Below are 18,214 nucleotides of genomic sequence, written 5' to 3'. Positions count from 1 at the left end.
GGGTCATCCGCGGCGCTTGATGGCGTGTTCAGGGGGCGTGATGGAGATTCGGAGAGTGGGCTCGGGCGGCGGGTCGGAGGGAGCATCCTTGGCCTGTTGGAAGACGAGGCTCAGGGCTTTCTGGCCAAGCAGAAACGGGCCCGCCAGAAGGGCAGTGGCCCTCTCCACGATCGGTGTGCGGATCACGTCGGTCATCGTCGGTGCTCCTAGCGATGACAGGCGGCGCAGTTTTCGGCGCCTTTGGTGATCTTCGAGCCCGGGGGCAGCGCCGCATGGGGATCCCGGTGGCAGCCCAGGCAGTTGCCCATGCGCATGCCCATCTCGCGGGTGAGCACCTTCATGGTCTGCACCTCGCCGTGGCAGCTCTGGCAGGCGATGCCGGCGTTCACGTGCGGGCGGTGGTCGAAGAACACGTGGTCGGGCAGGGTGTGCACCCGCTGCCAGGGCATGGGGGCATTGGCATTCGCGATCTGGGTGAGCTTCTTGATGGCGGGGCTGTCGACCTTGGTGACCTTGTGGCAACCCATGCAGAGATCTACGCTCGGGATGCCCGCATGACGGGACTTGTCCACGCCCGAGTGACAGTACTGGCACTGCATGCGGAGCGTGCCTGCGTGCAGTTCATGGGAGAAGGGGATGGGCTGCTCGGGGGCGTAGCCCTTGGCGAAGCGGTCCGGCTGGGTGAACCAACCCACGCTCAGGACGGTGGCGAGGATCGCCACGGCCGCGGCCGGCAGGACGAAGCGGAACGCTCGGTCGAACTGGTGCATGCACAACCCCTTGGAAAGCGCAGACTCACGGGCGGAAGCCGGGAGGTGTCATCAGGAAACGGTACAAACGAAACGAGCGTCAGGGCCTGAACCCAGGAAACCGACCGATGCGTGAAGAATTCAGGAGCTGATGTTCTATCGGCAGCTGGTCCCCATCGGTTGCGTACGGGCCCAAAAAAAGTCTGAAGATGAATTCGGACATTTGGGCCATACCCGAATCCAGGGATCCCGGGCGCGACAATGTGTCGCAGGTCACAAGGATAGAATAAGGTAAGCCGAATGTTTACCTATTTTTTATGGGTTTGAATCGACGCTTAAAGGGATTTATCGGTAGTTTATAGGGCCCTGGTTTTCAGGGGCGATTTCCTCCTGAGAAGGCCCGGAGAATTCAGCTCATTTGGAGAGGCCACAGGCCGGAGCCTTTCCCTCGGAAACCTCTCCACCTGAAAGGTCGTTTGAACTAGACCGGGAACCCCATCCAGGGTTTCAACAGCCCCAGATTCCGGAACAGGGCGCCCATCCGCTCCACGGGCAGGCCCATCACGGTGGAGAAGCTGCCCTCCACATTCTCGATGAAGAGGGCGCCGATGCCCTGAATGGCGTAGGCCCCGGCCTTGTCCATGGGTTCACGGGTGTTGATGTACCAGCGCATCTGCGCCTCGCTCATGGGCCGGAAAAACACCTGGGCCGTGTCAACGAAGCTGTGGGTGGTGTCGTTCTTCTGCAGACAGAAGCCGGTGTGCACCTGGTGGGCCCGACCCTGGATGAGGCTCAGCATCCGAACCGCGTCTTCCAAATCCACGGGCTTGTTCAGGGTGTGGTGATCGACGGCCACCGTGGTGTCTGCGGCCATGACCCAGCGTCCCGGGTTGCGGCGGGCGATGACTTCGGCCTTGAGCTCGGCCAGCCGCAGCACCAGGTCTGAGGGGTCTTCATCCAGCAGGGGCGTTTCGTCCACATCGGGAATCTGAAGCTCGAAGGGGATGCGCATGGCTTCCAACCAGTGGCGTCGCCGGGGACTGCCGCTGGCCAGGATGAGAGGTTGAAGGGCGACCTCGGCGAGGCCAGGCAAGGTTTCAGTCATCGGAGGCCCCGGGCTTGGAGGTCGGCGGTTTTCACCCGCATGTGCAGGCTTTCGGTTTCATGGCCCAGCTGAAAGCCGAAGCGCGGATAGAAGTCGGAGGCATCCCGGGTTTCCAGCACGTAGCGGTAGACCTCGCCGGACCAGGGATGCCGCAGGGCCCACTTCACCAGCTCCGAGGCGATGCCGAGGTTCATCAGATCCTTGGCCACCACCACGTCATAGAGCTTGGCCTCGTAGGCGTGATCGGACCAAAGGCGCGTGGCGCCGACCAGTCGCCCGCCCTTGTGGCCTTCAGGCACCAGCCGCGCCGTGAGCATGCGTGAGCAGGAGAGCAGGCGACGCCACTGCTCCACGGTGCGGTAGGCCGTCCAGTAGACCTCCTCGGCCTGGAAGAAGATCTGAAGCTCACGGGGATCCACACTCCAGGTTTCGTCGAAGAAGGCGACGGTGCCGTGGGGGGTGGCGAGCGGTTCCGGAGTGAGAAAATCTCGATCCATCAGGAAGTCCTGGGAAGGGTTTTCAATCCTAGCAGCAGCCCTCCAGCAAGCAGCCCCGCCATCAGCAGGGGCTGCAGCCATGGGGATCGTGCTGGCGTGTGGATGGGCCGCCACTGCAAATCCAAGGCGTAGGCGCCTTCGCTCAAGGGCTCACCCCAGAGCTCGAAGCGGCCATCCTCCCGAAAGAAGCCAGACTTGCCGGACAGGGTGGCCCGCAGCAAGGGCACGCCCAGTTCCGTGGCCCGCAGGCGGATCTGAGCCGCATGCAGATCGGTGGCGATGCTGCGATCAAACCAGCCGTCGTTGGTGTGGTTGCTCAGCAGATCCGCCCGGCTGAGCGCCAGGCCCCGCCGGGCCCGTTCGGGCATGAGGGCCTCACTGCAGATGAGGGGATGGACGCGCACCTCGCCCGCCTGAGTGGGCACAACGAAGGCGGAGTCCGCAGTCAACTCACCCGCCTCCTGGGAAGTGATGCCCATCTGGCGATCCATCCAGCGGCGGAAGGCCTCGGGGCCCGGGTTGCGTTCCCCGAAGGGCATGGGTTCGGTCTTGGCGAAGAGAAAGGTCGGGCGCCCCGCCACCTCCCCGCGAACCAGGTTGAAGAGGCCGCCCTCAGTGCCGTACAGCCAGGCGATGCCACGCGATGAGGCTTCGGCGTTCAGGCGGGGATTGGTGCTGCGATCATCCCGACCCAGCACCGAACTTTCCGGCCACAGCAGCAGGGTGGCGCGACCCGAACGGGGCCAACCTTGGGCCTTCACCAGCGCATCGCTGCGGCGCCACATCTCGGCTTCCATGCCCGCGCCGCGCGATCCTGCCTGGAAGTTGGGCTGGATCATGGCGACATCGAGACGGCGCTCGGCATCGCGGGGCAGCAGGTACCAGACGCCACCGGCCAGAACGAGGAACGCGATGGCTGCGCCGGGGCCTGCGAGGGCGCGGCGTGGCGAACCGCCTTCGGCCAGGGTTCCCGCCGCCCAGGCGCCTGCGCCCCAGGCCAGGGCTGACAGCCCCGAGGCGCCCAGGAAGGCCGCCGAGCGGGCCAGCCAGGGGAGCGACCCAAAGGCGGCGCCCCAGGTCCAGGGATAGATGTGGAAGCCCCAACCCTCCCAGGCCAGCAGCAGCAGGGCCAAGGCACAGGCGGCAGTGGGAGCCCCGGCGCGGCGGAAGGCCCAGCGGGAACCCATGACCACCAACCAGAGTCCGGTGGCCTCCCAGAGGCTGAGAAGCACCGTGCCCAGCAGGGCCAAGCCGAAGGGAAGATCCCCCTTGGAGGCCAGGGTCTGGGGCACCCACTGATAGAGCAGCAACAGACCCATCAGCAGCGTGATCCACACCCAGAACGCATGGCGCCCCTTGTAGAGGCCGTCCAGCAGCAGCAGAGGGAACAGCAGCGCCATGATCGGTTCCAGCCAGCCACCCAGGGCCCCGGGGAAGCGGAAGGCCAGCACGAAGAACAGGGACAGGATGAAGGCACTGAGAACGCTGAGGAGCCAACCCGATTTCAGCCCACTTTTCAGCATGGCGTTCTCCGTGCCACTTCATAACAGGCGATGCCCGCGGCCACCGCCGCGTTCAGGCTTTCGACCCCCTGGATGGGAATGGCGAGCCGTTGTACTTCGCCTGGAAGGTCCACGCCCTGCCAGCCGTGGCCTTCGTTGCCAACCCACAACCGAAGCGGCTCCGAAAGGTCCGCCTGGGCCAGGGCCACCGCACCGGGCCCACCATCCAGGGCGTACCAGTGCCCGTCATCGGGCCGGAGCGCATCCACTCGGCGCAAAGGCAGCAGAAAGGCCGCGCCCATGCTGCCGCGCAGGGCCTTGGGGTGGAAAGGGTCCGTGCAGCCTGGGCCGAGGAGGACTTCCTGGAAGCCGAAGGCGGCGGCGCTGCGGAGGATGGCGCCCAGGTTGCCGGGATCCTGGATGCCCCAGGCGCCCAGGATCCGAGGGGGCAGTGCGCCCGCGGGTTCGGGACCTACTTCCACCAGCAGGGCGTGGTCCGGGGGGCTGCCCGCATCGGCCAGTTCGCGCATGAGGGCTTCACCCAGCACCAGGGTTTCCACGCCCAGGGTGGCTTCGAGGGGGTGCGAATCCATCTGTTCGAGCCTGAGCCACATGGCAGGTCTTAGGCGTTTTCCGGCAGAGGTGTTTTGCACCTCGGCCCAGGCTTCGATGAGCTTGGCGCCCAGCAGGAGGGAGGCCTGCCGCCGTGCGCCGCTGGGGCGCAAGCGGACCAGGAGGTCTTTGAATCGGGGGTTGGCTTTACTTGTGAGGGTCGGCATAGGATTGGGGAATCATCTATGTAATAGACTATCCGCGTCCATCTGACCGCCTCCCCCCCTTATGGCGCCTTTTCAGGAGCACCGATGCAACCCTTTGTCCCCTCTGACCAGAACCTGAGGGAATTTTCCCTCCGGGCGGTGCTCATCGGCCTCGTCATGGCCGTGGTGCTCGGCTCGGCCAATGCCTACCTCGGGTTGAAAGCGGGCATGACCATCGCCGCCACCTATCCTGCGGCGGTCATCGGCATGGCCCTCATCAAGCTCATGAAGGGCACCATCCTTGAAGAGAACATGGCCCGCACCGTGGGCAGCATCGGCGAATCCGTGGCCGCTGGCGCCATTTTCACCATTCCTGCCTTCGTCATCAGCGGCATCTGGCCCAAGTTCTTCACGGCCGGCAACTACATCACCAGTTCCCTCATCATGTTCACGGGCGGCGTGCTGGGCATCATGTTCGTGGCCCTGCTCCGCCGCGTCATGGTGGAAGACGCCGAACTGCCCTACCCCGAGAGCGTGGCCGCCGCCGAAATCCACAAGGCCGGCGCCCGCGGTGGCAGTGGCACCACGTTCCTCTTCGGCGCCATGGGCCTCGGCGCTGGCATTCAGGCCCTGGTACAGCTCTCGCTGTTCGCCAGTGCTTGGGAGAAGTTCGCGGCCTTCAAGACTGCCACCATCAACCTCGCAGGCACCTGGAAGGCCAAGGTGGCCGGCGGCATGCTGCTGACCTCCCCCGGCATCAGCCCCGCCTACATGGGTGTGGGCTACATCATCGGGCCCAAACTGGGCGCCCTGAATTTCTCCGGCGGCATCATGGCCTGGGGCCTGCTGGTGCCCATCATCACCTACTTCCTGGCCCCCGGCGTCCTGCCTGAGGGGGCTCCCCAGAGCGACTGGATCGCCCTGTCGGTGTCGGTCTGGAAATTCATCGTTCGCCCCATCGCCATCGGCGGCATGCTCATGGGCGCCTGCTTCACCCTCTTCAAAATGCGCAAGAGCCTCATGACGGGCCTCACCCGCTCCGTCTCTGACGTCAAGAAGGCCGCCTCCGGCGACCACGTGGTGGACCGCGTCAACAAGGACCTGCCCTTCACCTACGTTCTGGGTGGCCTCGCTTTCGCCGCCGCTGTCACCTTCCTCATCACCTGGCAGATCTTCCATGTGGCCCCCCTGGTGTCCTTCGTGGCCGCCTTGGTGATGGTCATCCTGGGCTTCTTCTTCGCCGCCATCAGCGGCTACCTCGTGGGCATCATGGGATCGAGCAACAACCCGATCTCCGGCTTGACGCTCACCGCCTTGGTGCTCACCGCGCTCGTCATGGTGCTGCTGGGCGTGAAGGGCCGCGAGGGCGTGGCTGCCGTGCTTGGTGTGGCCGCCATCGTTTGCGTGAGCGCTGCCGTCGCCGGCGAGATGCTGCAGGACCTTAAAGCTGGTCACATCCTGGGCGGCACCCCCTGGCGCATGGAAATGGGCGACCTCTTGGGTGTGGCCCTGGCCTCCATCGTGCTGTTCATCCCCCTCATGGTGCTTCACGAAGGTGACATCTCGGCCCAGGGCACCAAGCGCATTGCCGAGCTGACCGCCCAGCAGGTGCAGGTCGTCACGGCTCCCGCTGATGCCAACGGCGTCGTCAAGACCTACACCCTGGATGAAGTGAAGAAGCTGCCCGCCGATCAGAAGAAGGCCGTCCTCGCCCTGGATGCCGGCTTCGGCTCCAAGCAGCTGGCGGCCCCCCAGGCGGGCCTGATGGCTCTGCTCAGCCGCGGCATCGTGGAAGGCAAGATGGCCTGGCCGCTGATCATCGTCGGCATGATGATGGGCCTCGCCTTCATCCTCATGCAGGTGAAGAGCCCCATGCTCGTGTCCGTGGGCATGTATCTGCCCCTGGAAACCACCTTCGCCATCTTCCTCGGCGGCCTCATCAAGGGCGTGGTGGAAATGGTCGGCGCCAAGCGTGGCCTCAATGAAGCCCAGAAGGTGCGGGTTGAGAACAACGGTGTGCTGCTGGCCGCGGGCTTGATCGCGGGCGAGGCCCTGGTGGGCCTGGTCTTCGCGTCCCTGGCCTTCTTCGAGGTGAAGTACAAGATCATCGCCAACCCTGGCATGTTCTGGATCAGCCTCGTCATCCTGGCTGGCATTGCCATCTACCTGGTGCGCGTGCCCCTGGCCAATGCCGGTGCCGCCGACGAGCCCGCGCCTCCCAGCGCCAATTTCTAAAGCGCTGTCTTTCACCACCAAGACATCAGGGCACCAAGAAGGGCTTGTGCTTTTCTTGGTGCCTTGGCGCCTTGGTGGTGATCTTTTCTTTTGAAAGCTGCCCATGTCCGCCTTTCCTGATGAAGCCTTTCTCTCTGCCATCCCCGTGCAGGTGCTCGCCTCTGAATTTGGCGAAGGCGGCACAGTGATCCTGCTGCGGCCCAAGATCCTTTCCCCTCGCTGGGGCTGGGTGCTGCGGATGATGAAGAAACCCACCTACCGCGTGAAGCTCGACGCCCGCGGCACCGCCGTGTGGCAGGCCTGCGATGGTGCGCGGACCGTGGCGGAGATCGCAGAGGTGGTGACGGCGGCCTTCCCGGAAGAGAAGGACACCACGCTGCGCACCGCCCTCTTCATTCAGGAGCTGGCCCGGGGCAAGTTCATCAGCCTGTTTCACCGGCCCAACCCGGTATCCTGAGGCCCCGGAGGCATCATCCATGGCCAGGCAGCCCAAGGAAGACGGGCAGGTTCTCACCCGCAAGCGCGAGAAGCTGCGGGAGCCGGGCATGTGGAAAGTGCTGTTGCACAACGACGACTACACGACTCAGGAATTCGTGGTGTTTCTGCTGAAGACGGTCTTCCGCAAGGCGGAGTCGGAGGCCACGGCCATCATGCTGGCGGTCCACCGGGCTGGCGTGGGCGTGGCGGGGGTATACACCCGCGATGTGGCGGAAACCCGCGCCGAACGGGGCCGCCAACTGGCGGAACGGGAGGGCTTCCCCCTGCTGCTCACCGTGGAGGCAGAGGATGTCTGAGGCCCCGCAGCTCAGTCCCAAGTTGAACCAGGATTTCCAGCGCGCCTTCGAGCTCGCCAAGTCGCGGCGCCACGAGGATGTGGGGTTGGAGCACCTGCTGTTGGCGCTGCTGGATGATGTCCACGCCGCCAAGGCCCTGATGGGCTGCGGCGTGAAGCTGGAGGCGCTGCGTGCCGACCTGGAAGCGGTTCTGGATCGCGCCTTCGAGGCCCTGCCCGAGGCCGTGCCCTTCCAGCCCCACAGCACCCTGGGCTTCGTTCGGGTGGTGGAGCGGGCCCTCGTCCACGCCCTCAGCTCGGGGCGCGCGGAAGTGCATGGCGGTGAGTTACTGCCGGCCTTTCTGGAGGAGGAATCCAGCCATGCCCGTCACCTGCTGGAGCGACATGGTGTGAGGCGTCTGCCGCTGCTGAAGGTGCTGAGCCACGGCACGGCCGATCCGAAGGTTTCACCGCGCCAGCCCGCCGCGGAGGAAGAGGAAGACGAGGCGCTCGTGGCGCCCAATCCACTGGAGGCCTATGCCACCGATCTGGTGGCCCGGGCCGCGGCGGGGCGGCTCGATCCCTTGGTGGGCCGCGACGCGGAGATCACGCGCATGGCCCAGGTGCTCTGCCGCCGTCGCAAGAACAATCCCCTGCTGGTGGGCGAACCGGGCGTGGGGAAGACGGCCATCATCGAAGGCCTGGCCCGGCGCATCCACGAAGGGGCCGTGCCCGAGCCCCTCAAGGCCGCCCGCATCTTCGCCCTGGACCTGGGCGCCCTGCTGGCCGGCAGCCGCTACCGCGGTGATTTCGAGGAGCGGCTGAAGGCCGTACTGAAGGCTCTGGCCGACGAGCCTGGCGCCATCCTTTTCGTGGATGAGCTGCACACGCTGGTGGGCGCTGGCGCCACCGGCGGCGGCGCCATGGACGCGGCCAATCTGTTGAAACCGGCCCTGGCCTCGGGCGAACTTCGCTGCATCGGCGCCACCACCTTCCAGGATCTGAAGGGATCGCTGGACCGGGACCGGGCCCTTTCCCGGCGTTTCCAGGTGGTGGAAGTGAGCGAACCTTCCAGCGAGGACGCCTTGGGCGTGCTGCGGGGGCTGAAGCCCTCCTACGAAACGCATCACGGCGTGAAGTACTCGGAGGATGGGCTGGAGGCCGCTGTGCGGCTGGCTGCCAAGCACCTGCCGGATCGTCGCCTGCCGGACAGTGCTTTGGATGTGCTGGACGAGGCGGGCGCGGCCCAGAAATTGCTGCCCAAGAAGAGCCAGGTGAAGAAGGTGGGGCCCGCGGAAATCGAAGCTGTGGTGGCCCACATGGCGCGCGTGCCCGTGGCTTCCGTGAGCGCCGATGATCGGGAGGCCCTGGCCCATTTGGAGACGGCCCTCAAGGGGCAGATCTTCGGCCAGGATGCGGCCTGCGAGGCTGTGGCCAGTGCCATCAAGCTGGCCCGTTCAGGGTTGCGCGACCCGCTGAAACCCATGGGTTGCTTCCTGTTTGCCGGGCCCACGGGCGTGGGCAAGACCGAGCTCTCCAAGCAACTGGCCAAGGCCCTGGGCATCGCCTTCCTGCGCTTCGACATGAGCGAGTACCAGGAAAAGCATTCGGTGGCGCGGCTCATCGGCGCCCCGCCGGGCTACGTGGGCTACGAGGAGGGCGGCCTCCTGACGGATGCCGTGCGCAAACAGCCCCACGCGGTGCTGCTGCTGGATGAACTGGAGAAGGCCCACCCCGATCTCTTCGGGGTGCTGCTGCAGGTGATGGACCATGCCTCGCTGACGGACAGTCATGGCCGCAGCGCCGATTTCCGCCACACGGTGATCGTCATGACCACCAATGTGGGGGCTCGCGAGCTGTCGGCGCGCCAGGTGGGCTTCGCCGAGGCCGGGGCACGCCGCTCCGCCAATGGCACCATCGAAAAGGCCTTCAGTCCCGAGTTCAGGAACCGGCTGGATGGCATCCTCCAGTTCGCCCCGCTGGGCCGCGTGGACATGGAGCGTGTGGCCGACAAGCACTTGGCCGAGCTGCAGGCGCAGCTCTCTGAGAAAGCGGTCACGCTCACGTGCACGCCGACCGCCAGGGCCTGGCTGGCGGACAAGGGCTACGATCCCGCCTTCGGCGCCCGACCCATGGCCCGCCTCATCGAGCGCGAACTGCGCCGCCCCCTGGCCGAGGCCCTGCTGTTCGGCCCCCTGGCCAAGGGGGGCAGCGCCAAGGTGGATCTGGAGAATGGCCGCCTGTGCCTGTCTTTCGGCTGACGGAGCAGCTGCTCTTCCCCGATCCAGAACTGGCCGAAGACGGCCTGCTGGCCATCGGCGGCGACCTCAGCGTGCCGAGGCTCGTGCTGGCCTATGAGAGTGGCATCTTCCCCTGGTTCGGTGAGGAGGATCCCCTGCTGTGGTGGTCGCCGCCGGAACGCGCGCTGCTGCGTCCGGGCTGTCTGCACCTGTCGGCGCGGACCCTTCGGAGCCTGCGCCAGCGGCCCTTCGAGATTCGTTTCGACACCGCCTTTGAGCAGGTCATCACCCACTGTGCGACGGCGCCACGGCTGGGCCAGGACGGCACCTGGATCACCGTGGAGATGCGCGAAGCCTACCTCGAGCTGCACCACGCAGGCCATGCGCATAGCGTGGAGGCATGGCGGGAAGGGGAGCTGCGGGGTGGCTTGTATGGCGTGTCCCTCGGCGGGGCCTTTTTCGGCGAAAGCATGTTCAGCCTCGAAGCCGAAGCCAGCCGCGCGGCGCTGAGGGCGCTCGATGCACGGCTGGCAGCCTGGGGCTTCACGCTCCTGGATGGCCAGCTGCCTCATGAGGGGTTGATGGGGTACGGATTTCAGAGGACTCCGCGGATCAAGTTCCTGGCGGGTTTGGCGGAGGCGCTCCAGTTGGAAGGCCGACCGGGAAGTTGGTCAGATCAGTAGGCGGATCGTCACATAGGCTGGCTATCATGCCCTTAAGCCCAGACTGAGGACTTCCATGCTGACCATTTCGGAATCGCGTCTTTCTCCGCGGCACACCATCGCCCTTGTGATGGCCGGGGGGCGCGGGAAGCGGCTCATGGACCTCACGGACTACTACTCCAAGCCGGGCCTGGATTTCGGCGGCAAATACCGCATCATCGACTTCACGCTGTCGAACTGCGTGAACTCGGGTTTCCGCCGAATCATGGTGCTGACGCAATACAACTCGCACCGCTTGCTGGAACACCTGCAGTTCGGATGGACCTTCCTGCCGGGCAAGCTCAACGAGTACGTCCATGTGCTGCCCGCCCAGCAGAGCTTCGACAAGAACGCCTGGTACAGCGGCACGGCGGATGCCGTCTATCAGAACCTCAGCAACATCCAATCGGCCCAGCCGAAGAATGTGCTCATCCTGGCTGGCGACCACATCTACCGCATGGACTATAAAATTTTCCTGCGTGACCACCTGGAGAACCAGGCGGACATGACCATTGCCTGCCTGGAAGTGCCGCGCGATGCCGCGCGGGGCTTCGGTATCGCCCACGTGGATGCCGAGGACCGCATTGTGTCCTTCGTCGAGAAGCCGGAGGATCCGCCGGCCATTCCCGGCAAGCCTGATCGTGCCTTTGCCTCCATGGGCATCTACATGTTCAACGCCGAATTCCTCTACAAGGCGCTCATCGAGGATGCGGCGGATCCGAATTCCGGCCACGATTTCGGCAAGGACATCATCCCCCGGATGGTGGGCCAGGCGCGGGTCTTCGCTCACCGCTTCGAGCGTAGCTGCATTCCGAATGAAGGCCATCCTGAGCCCTACTGGCGGGATGTGGGCAGCGTGGATTCCTACTGGGAGGCCAACATGGATCTCACCAGTGTGCTGCCGGCCCTGAACCTCTACGACGAGGCCTGGCCCATCACCACCCATCAGGAACAGCTGCCCCCCGCGAAGTTCGTCCATGCCGGCGAGATGCGCAACGGCGTGGCCCTGTCCAGCCTGGTGTCCGGGGCCTGCGTGATCTCCGGCGCCCACGTGCACCATTCGCTGCTTTCCAGCCGGGTTTTCGTGCATTCCCACGCGCGGCTGGATGGTGCAATGGTGCTGCCCAACTGCGACATCGGGCGGCACGCCCGCCTGCGGCGGTGCATTGTGGCCCGGGATTGCCGCATTCCGGAAGGCCTGGTGGTGGGCGAAGACCCCGAAGAGGACAGCCGACGCTTCTACCGCACGCCCGGAGGTGTCACCCTCATCTCCCAGCGCATGCTGAGCCAGCTGGAGCCCTAGCCTTTTGAGAGTCCTTTTCGTCGCTTCTGAGCTGTTCCCCTACGTCAAGACCGGCGGGCTGGGTGATGTGATGGCTGCACTGCCCCGCGCCATGCGCGGGCTGGGGGCTGATGTACGCATGCTGGTGCCCGCCTACCCGGCCATCCGGGACGCGGTGCTGATCCAGGAAGTGACGGCCTCCTTCCCTGATCTGATGGGCGGTGGTCCAGCACGCATCCTCAAGGCTGAGGCCCCGGGGCTGCCCCTGTACCTGCTGGATCAGCCGACCTTCTTTGATCGGCCCGGCAACCCCTACGGCAACCCCGAGGACCTGGCCCGCCGCTTTGCGGCCCTGGCCTGGGCGTCGGCGCATCTGGGGCGTCATGGCGATGCCGAGGGCTGGTGGCCGGAGGTGCTGCATGGCCACGACTGGCCCGTGGGACTCATGCCCGCCTACGTGGCCTATGGGGACAGCCCCCGGCCTGCCACGGTGATGACCATCCATAACATCGCCTTCCAGGGGCGCTTCCCGGCCTCGCTGCTCCAGGAGCTGTGGCTGCCCCGCCACGCCTTCACCCCCGAGGGCGTCGAGTTCCACGGCGACATCGGCTTCCTCAAGGCGGGGCTGCGGCTGGCGGATCGCATCAGCACCGTGAGCCCCACCTATGCCCGTGAAATCCAACAATCGGGCGGCCACGGGCTGGAGGGGCTGCTGGCCCATCGGAGCCAGGATCTCTGGGGCATCCTCAACGGCGTGGACCGCGAGGTGTGGAACCCGGCGAAGGATCCGAGTCTCCTCAGCCGCTACGACCTGAAGCACCCCGCGCGGCGCCTGCCCAACCGGCAGGGCTTCCAGACGCGGATGGGCCTCCAGGCTGATGCCGAGGCACCGCTCTTCGCGGCCATCAGCCGCCTGGATCCCCTCAAGGGCCTCGACCTGGTGCTCGACAATGTGGATCATCTGGTGGCCCGTGGCGCCCAGCTGGCGATCCTCGGCACCGGCGATCACCATGCCGAAGAAGCCTTCCGCCAGGCGGCCCAGCGCCATCCCGGCCGCGTGGGCGTGTTCATCGGCTACGACGAGGCGCTGGCCCACCGCGCTTTCGCGGCGGCCGACGTGATCCTGGTGCCCTCGCGGCAGGAACCCTGCGGCCTCACCCAGCTCTATGCCCAGGCCTATGGGGCCCTGCCCCTGGTGCGCCGCACCGGCGGGCTGGCGGATACGGTGGTGGGCGTGAGCCCCGCGACGCTGGCCGATGACACTGCGACGGGCTTCACCTTCGAGGCAGCCAATGGCTGGGCCCTGGGGGAAGCGATCAATGCCGCTCTGGCCCTGTTCCAGGATCCCCTCGCCTGGCGGCAGATGCAGCGCCGCGGCATGAAGGCGGAATTCGGCTGGGAAGGTCCGGCCCGCACTTACTTCGATCTTTACCGCACCATTTCGAAAGGTCACTGACATGGACATCCGATCCTCCTGGCAATCCATCGAAACGCACCCCATGGGCGGCTGGCGCGCCCTGGCGGAACCCGCGCTGCCGACCCTGGATCCTGCGAAACGCCTGCTCTGGTGCGGCATCGGCGGTTCCCTGCTGCCCTCGGAAACCCTGGTGCGGGCCTTCGGCCAGGAGCGTGCCTTCCAGAACTGGGTGCCGCTGGCCTCGCCCGAGCCCACGCCGGATTTCCATCTGCGAGCCGGGGATCAGCTGGTCTTCGCCTCCAAGAGCGGCAAGACCCTGGAACTGTGGACCTGGATGGCCCGCTTGCGCGCGCTGCCGGGATTCGCTGAGCTGGCCGCGCCCATCCTCATCACCCAGGATGATGCCAACCCGCTGGCCACCTGGGGCCGCGCCAACGGCTGCCAGATCCTGCCCATCCCCGTGGAAGTGGGGGGCCGCTTCTCGGCCTTCACGCCCATCGGCACCTTGCCGCTGGCCTGGATGGGCCGCGATGCCTCGGCCTTCCTTCAGGGCGGTCGCGAGGTCATCGCAGAGATCGAGGCGGGCCGGGGCGCCTGGTTCGACCGCATCGCCAGCACGGTGGACCTGCTCCTGGATGCCCACGCCCGCGGCATCAGCGAGTGGGTGCTCATGCCCTACGCCATGAGCCTGGACAACCTTTCGGCCTGGTGGGTGCAGCTCATCGCCGAGTCCCTGGGCAAGGTCGCCAAGGATGGCACCCGTAAGGGCTTCACGCCCATCCGCGCCGTGGGCCCCGTGGACCAGCACAGCCAATTGCAGCGCTGGATGGCGGGCCCCCGCAACCTCGGCGTCATCGTGATGACCGTGGATGGCAAGCCCGCCCCGGAGAAGCTCGATCCACCGGCGGGTTCGCCCTATCCGGGCCTGGCCAACCTGCAGGGCGCCGACATCCTGCGCGCCCAGGCTGAGGGTTCTGCCGAGGCCTTGGAAGCGGCGGGTGTGCCCGTGCTGCGCTGGTCGATGCCCAGCCTCAGCGAACGGGAGGTGGGCGCCTTCATGATGGCCTGGCAGGCCATCGTGGGCCTGGTGGGCGTGGGCCTGGACCTCGACCCCTTCGATCAGCCCGAAGTGGAGGACGGGAAAAAGCGCACCTTCAAACGGCTGGGACTCGCCTGAGGGCGGCCCGGATCAAAACTCGGCGATGAGGCCCTTGTCCCGTTCCAGGGCTTCCAGGGCCGCGGTGCGGTGCTCCTGGTAGGCCTTGTCATCCAAGCGCAGGATGTCCAGGGCTTCGCGGGTGGGCCTCGTGAGGGCATCGGGCATGTCCAGGCCCACCTGCAGGTCCGTGGCCACCTGGTTGCCCAGGGCCACCAGGGCGACCAGCTTCTGGTGCTCCGCCGGGGCCTGCCTGGGGTCGTGGTGCCAGCGCACCACGGACTGGATGCTTTCTCCGATGTTCCAGGAGCGCAACAGGGCTTCGCCCACCATGGTGTGGTCGAAGCCGAAGGTGTCCAGCTCCAGGCCGATGCCCTCGGTCTCTTCACCCTGGATGCGGTGGAGCAGCGCCGAGTAACCCTCGGGAAATTTCAAGGCCAGCACGCACTTGCCAATGTCGTGCATGAGGCCGGCCAGGAAGGCTTCCTCGGCGCCGGATTGGCCCACGGCCTGGCAGAGGGCGCTGCCCGTCAGGCCTGTGACCAGGGCATGCTCCCAGAGCAGGCGCTCCTGCACACCAGCCGGGCCCCGGGAGAAGAGGTTCTTGACGCTGGCTGCCAGCACCACGCTGCGGGCGGCGGAGAAACCCAGGGTCAGGATGGCCTGGGTGAGGGTGGTGACCTCCCGCACCCGGCCGAACATGGCGGAATTGGCCACTTTCAGCAGCTGGGCGGACAGGGCCTGGTCTGTTCCGATGAGGGTCTGGAGTGCGTCGGAAGAGGTGTCGGCGTTGGCGGAAAGGCGGATGACCCGGGTGGCCACCTGCGGCAGCGGCGGCAGGTCGCCCAGGTTCTGGATCAATTCCTGCGGAGTCATGGGCATGGCGGAATACCTCGGTCGTGCATCTCTCCAACTCATCTTCATTACCGGGCGGGGACATGAATTCAGGGTAGCCCTCAGGTCATGGCCAGCTGGAAGAGGTGGGCGGCGGTGGCGGCCAGGTTTTCCAGCAGGTCGATGGCCTCGGCGCTGAGTCGGCCCATTCGCCGATCATTGCACTGGATGAGCCCGTAGGTGACATCGTCCCGCCGGATGGGGAAGAGTCCAACCGTTTCATAGCCCGCGCCGTGGCAGCGGTTCCGCGTCCGGCCCAGGCACTGGTCTTCGGTGTGGGACGCGAGCAGCAAACTGGTGGAGGCGGTGATGAAGCTGCCCCGATCCGTGAAGCTGGGGTGGCTGCGCTCCACCTGCCCACTCAACACCCGGCCGCAGAGGCAGGCCAGGACGGGCTGGCGGTTTTCGTCGCGCAGGAGGTGTCCCTGCTCATCGCGGGCGCAGAGATCGTCCTCCAGGGCGATGAAGGCTTCTGTGAAGCCCAGGCTGCCCACGTAGCGGAAACCGGGACCGGATTTCAGACGAAGGGCCACGGCCTCACAGCCGGACAGGTGGCTGGCGACCACCACCACCTGCCGGGCGATCTCCTCGGGCGTGGCCAGGGTGTTGGCCATGCGAAGCAGATCCAGGAAGGCCCTGCGCTCCAAATCCAGGCGCCTGGAGGTTGAGGTGGCTTGAGCTGTTCCGGCCATGGCCGAAGCTCCTTCACCTGCTTATCGGAGCCTGGTCACGGGGGCATGAGGAGCGGGCCCGTCTCAGGGAGGGGGCATCTGGCAGCTGCTGCCCACGGCGGCGGGCAGGTACAGGTGCTCAACGTAGTCCTGCACCATGCGGTCGGCATTGAAGCGCCATGCCAGGGTCCGGATCGATTGCTTCTGGCGGTCCACCCAGCAGCGGGGAACACCGGCGGCATTGCGGTTCTCGTAGTAGAGGGGCACCACCTGCTCTTCCAGGAGACGGAAGAGGTCGTCGCCATCCCGCTCGTCCTGAATGGCCTGATTGGCGTGGGTTTCCCCGCTGCCGATGGCGAAGCCGTTCTCGCCATCGTAGGATTCCGCCCACCAGCCGTCCCGGACGGAAATGTGCAGGCCGCCGTTGAGCACCACCTTCATGCCGCTGGTGCCGCAGGCCTCCAAAGGGCGCTGGGGGTTGTTCAGCCAGGCATCGATGCCCTGGTAGAGCATGCGGCCCACGTGGATGTTGTAGTTTTCGACAAAGAGGATGCGGTGGCGGAAGCGGGGATCTTCCAGGATCTTGGCCACCTTCTGGATGAGACCCTTGCCGGTGTTGTCGGCCGGGTGGGCGCGGCCCGAAAAGATCAGATTCACGGGTCGCTCGGGGTTGTTGACGAGGCGGTCCAGGCGATCCAGGTCGGAGAAGAGCAGGTCGGGCCGCTTGTAGGGCACGAAGCGGCGGGCGAAGCCGATGGTGAGCGCGTCGGGATCCAGAGGGGCCGGGTTGATCTCGGGCAGGCCCAGGCGGGCGCGAGTCGCGGCGCTCCGCTCACGGATGAAGCGGATGGTGCGGGCTTTCAGCACCTGCTTGGTCTCCCAGATCTCGGCAGACGACACCGAGGTGATCCGCGACCAGGTGGCCGGGCGCGTGAGGGAGCTCTGGTAGTCCACGCCCAGGTGGGATTCGTAGAGGTGGTGCATCTCCGTGGCCAGCCAGGTGGGCAGGTGCACGCCGTTGGTGACGTGGCCGATGGGCACTTCCTCTTCGCGGCGCCCGGGGTAGAGGTGGTTCCACATTTTGCGCGAGACCACGCCGTGCAGGGCGGACACACCGTTGGCGCGGCGCGACAGTTTGAGCGCGAGCACCGTGGGCAGGAAGGGGGAACCGTGGTCGTGGGGGTTCACGCGGCCCAGGCCCATGACTTCATCCAGGGGCAGCTTCAGGCCTTCGGCCAGGGGGCGCAAATGCTCGGCGGCCAGGTCGGCAGGGAAGCGGTCATGGCCGGCGTCCACGGGCGTGTGGGTGGTGAACACCGTGGCCGCGGCTACTTCCTGCAGGGCGGTGTGAGGATCAAGGCCATCGTGTTGAATGCGGTAATGGGCCCGCTCCAGCAGGGCGAAGGCTGAGTGGCCCTCGTTCAGGTGGAACACGCTGGCGTTGATGTCCAGGGCGCGCAGAGCGCGGGCGCCGCCGACGCCCAGCAGCAGTTCCTGCTCGATGCGCATGCGCTGATCACCACCGTAGAGGCGCGCGGCCAGGGCCACATCCTTGGGATCGTTCTGCTTCACGCGGGTGTCGAGGAGGATGAGGCGAATGCGGCCCACTTGGACTTCCAGTACGGCGGCGTGGACCAGGCGCCCGGGCAGTTCCACGGATACATGGACGGGCTCGCCGAAACGGTCCAGGGCGGGCACCAGGGGCAGGTCGGCGATGTCGAAGGGCTCGACCACATCCTGCTGCCAGAACTCGGCATTGAGCACCTGCGAGGTGTAGCCCTCGTGGTAGAGCAGCCCCACGCCCACCAGAGGCACGCCCAGGTCGGAGGCAGCCTTCAGGTGATCGCCTGCCAGGATGCCCAGGCCGCCGGAGTATATGGGCAGGGATTCATGGATGCCGAATTCCATGCAGAAGTAGGCGATGGGGCGCGAGCGCATCGCGCCGGCATGGGTGAGACCCCAGGTGGTGACGGGCGTGAGGTATTCCTGCAGATGGCGGAGGGCGCGATCCACCCTGGCGGGGATGTCCACATCCGCGGCGCGCTTCTCCAGCTGGTCCGGCGCGATCTGTTTGAGCACGGACATGGGGTTCTGGTGGGCCTGGTGGTAGAGCTCCAGATCGAGGTCGCGGAAGATGGTCCGCACTTCGGGTTTCCAGGTCCACCAAAGGTTCTGGGTGAGTTTCTGCAGTTTGGGGAGGAGCTTGTCCATGACGAATTCCTAGAAAATGCGAGG

At 66.1% G+C, this 18,214-nt stretch carries 17 protein-coding genes; 8 read left to right on the top strand and 9 right to left on the bottom strand.

What is annotated here, in order from left to right; translation table 11 throughout:
• Positions 1 to 3 precede the first annotated feature (3 nt).
• The 6 genes from Q9293_RS16345 to Q9293_RS16320 all read right to left on the bottom strand — a co-directional run bounded on the left by Q9293_RS16345 (position 4) and on the right by Q9293_RS16320 (position 4,632).
• A complete protein-coding gene (locus Q9293_RS16345; protein WP_306248359.1) occupies positions 4 to 195 on the bottom strand; it encodes a hypothetical protein in 192 nt (63 codons plus the stop codon).
• Positions 196 to 206: 11 nt separating this feature from the next.
• Complete coding sequence (locus tag Q9293_RS16340) at positions 207 to 770, bottom strand: cytochrome c3 family protein (protein ID WP_306248358.1); 564 nt, start codon at positions 768 to 770, stop codon at positions 207 to 209.
• Between the two features lie 460 nt (positions 771 to 1,230).
• Entirely contained in the window at positions 1,231 to 1,854 is a 624-nt protein-coding gene (locus Q9293_RS16335; RefSeq protein WP_306248357.1) for a nucleoside triphosphate pyrophosphatase, read from the bottom strand.
• Entirely contained in the window at positions 1,851 to 2,351 is a 501-nt protein-coding gene (locus tag Q9293_RS16330; protein ID WP_306248356.1) for a GNAT family N-acetyltransferase, read from the bottom strand. Before Q9293_RS16330 ends, Q9293_RS16335 begins: the two co-directional genes overlap by 4 nt.
• A complete protein-coding gene (gene lnt / locus Q9293_RS16325; RefSeq protein ID WP_306248355.1) occupies positions 2,351 to 3,874 on the bottom strand; it encodes an apolipoprotein N-acyltransferase in 1,524 nt (507 codons plus the stop codon). The genes Q9293_RS16330 and lnt overlap by 1 nt, the downstream gene beginning before the upstream one ends.
• Positions 3,868 to 4,632, bottom strand: coding sequence for an RNA methyltransferase (locus tag Q9293_RS16320; protein WP_306248354.1), 765 nt, complete (start codon positions 4,630 to 4,632; stop codon positions 3,868 to 3,870). The genes lnt and Q9293_RS16320 overlap by 7 nt, the downstream gene beginning before the upstream one ends.
• 84 nt (positions 4,633 to 4,716) lie before the next feature.
• Here Q9293_RS16320 and Q9293_RS16315 point away from each other — a divergent pair, with 84 nt between their 5' ends.
• The 8 genes from Q9293_RS16315 to Q9293_RS16280 all read left to right on the top strand — a co-directional run bounded on the left by Q9293_RS16315 (position 4,717) and on the right by Q9293_RS16280 (position 14,435).
• Positions 4,717 to 6,846 carry an OPT family oligopeptide transporter gene (locus Q9293_RS16315; protein ID WP_306248353.1) on the top strand — a complete coding sequence of 710 codons (2,130 nt, stop codon included), beginning with the start codon at positions 4,717 to 4,719 and terminating at the stop codon, positions 6,844 to 6,846.
• Positions 6,847 to 6,949: 103 nt separating this feature from the next.
• Entirely contained in the window at positions 6,950 to 7,303 is a 354-nt protein-coding gene (locus Q9293_RS16310; protein WP_306248352.1) for a PqqD family protein, read from the top strand.
• A 19-nt stretch (positions 7,304 to 7,322) separates the two neighbouring features.
• The gene (locus Q9293_RS16305; protein ID WP_306248351.1) at positions 7,323 to 7,640 is read left to right on the top strand and encodes an ATP-dependent Clp protease adaptor ClpS; all 318 of its coding nucleotides are present in this window, start codon (positions 7,323 to 7,325) and stop codon (positions 7,638 to 7,640) included.
• On the top strand, positions 7,633 to 9,879 hold the full coding sequence (locus Q9293_RS16300; RefSeq protein ID WP_306248349.1) for an AAA family ATPase: 2,247 nt from the start codon (positions 7,633 to 7,635) through the stop codon (positions 9,877 to 9,879). Before Q9293_RS16305 ends, Q9293_RS16300 begins: the two co-directional genes overlap by 8 nt.
• A complete protein-coding gene (gene aat, locus Q9293_RS16295; RefSeq protein WP_306248347.1) occupies positions 9,861 to 10,541 on the top strand; it encodes a leucyl/phenylalanyl-tRNA--protein transferase in 681 nt (226 codons plus the stop codon). The genes Q9293_RS16300 and aat overlap by 19 nt, the downstream gene beginning before the upstream one ends.
• Before the next feature lie 55 nt (positions 10,542 to 10,596).
• Positions 10,597 to 11,862, top strand: coding sequence for a glucose-1-phosphate adenylyltransferase (glgC, locus tag Q9293_RS16290; protein ID WP_306248346.1), 1,266 nt, complete (start codon positions 10,597 to 10,599; stop codon positions 11,860 to 11,862).
• A 4-nt stretch (positions 11,863 to 11,866) separates the two neighbouring features.
• Complete coding sequence (gene glgA, locus Q9293_RS16285) at positions 11,867 to 13,297, top strand: glycogen synthase GlgA (RefSeq protein ID WP_306248344.1); 1,431 nt, start codon at positions 11,867 to 11,869, stop codon at positions 13,295 to 13,297.
• A 1-nt stretch (position 13,298) separates the two neighbouring features.
• Positions 13,299 to 14,435 carry a hypothetical protein gene (locus tag Q9293_RS16280; RefSeq protein ID WP_306248343.1) on the top strand — a complete coding sequence of 379 codons (1,137 nt, stop codon included), beginning with the start codon at positions 13,299 to 13,301 and terminating at the stop codon, positions 14,433 to 14,435.
• A 12-nt stretch (positions 14,436 to 14,447) separates the two neighbouring features.
• On the opposite strand, the gene Q9293_RS16275 is transcribed toward Q9293_RS16280, so the two are convergent.
• From Q9293_RS16275 to glgP, 3 genes are all read right to left on the bottom strand, one after another.
• Positions 14,448 to 15,296, bottom strand: a complete 849-nt coding sequence (locus Q9293_RS16275) for an HDOD domain-containing protein (RefSeq protein WP_306248341.1) — start codon at positions 15,294 to 15,296, stop codon at positions 14,448 to 14,450.
• A 74-nt stretch (positions 15,297 to 15,370) separates the two neighbouring features.
• Complete coding sequence (locus Q9293_RS16270; RefSeq protein WP_306248340.1) at positions 15,371 to 16,000, bottom strand: GAF domain-containing protein; 630 nt, start codon at positions 15,998 to 16,000, stop codon at positions 15,371 to 15,373.
• Positions 16,001 to 16,063: 63 nt separating this feature from the next.
• On the bottom strand, positions 16,064 to 18,190 hold the full coding sequence (gene glgP / locus Q9293_RS16265; RefSeq protein ID WP_306248339.1) for an alpha-glucan family phosphorylase: 2,127 nt from the start codon (positions 18,188 to 18,190) through the stop codon (positions 16,064 to 16,066).
• Between the last annotated feature and the right edge of the window lie 24 nt (positions 18,191 to 18,214).

The sequence above is a fragment of the Geothrix sp. PMB-07 genome, assembly GCF_030758935.1.
Lineage (GTDB): Bacteria > Acidobacteriota > Holophagae > Holophagales > Holophagaceae > Geothrix.
This window is presented reverse-complemented; position numbering and strand designations above follow the sequence as displayed.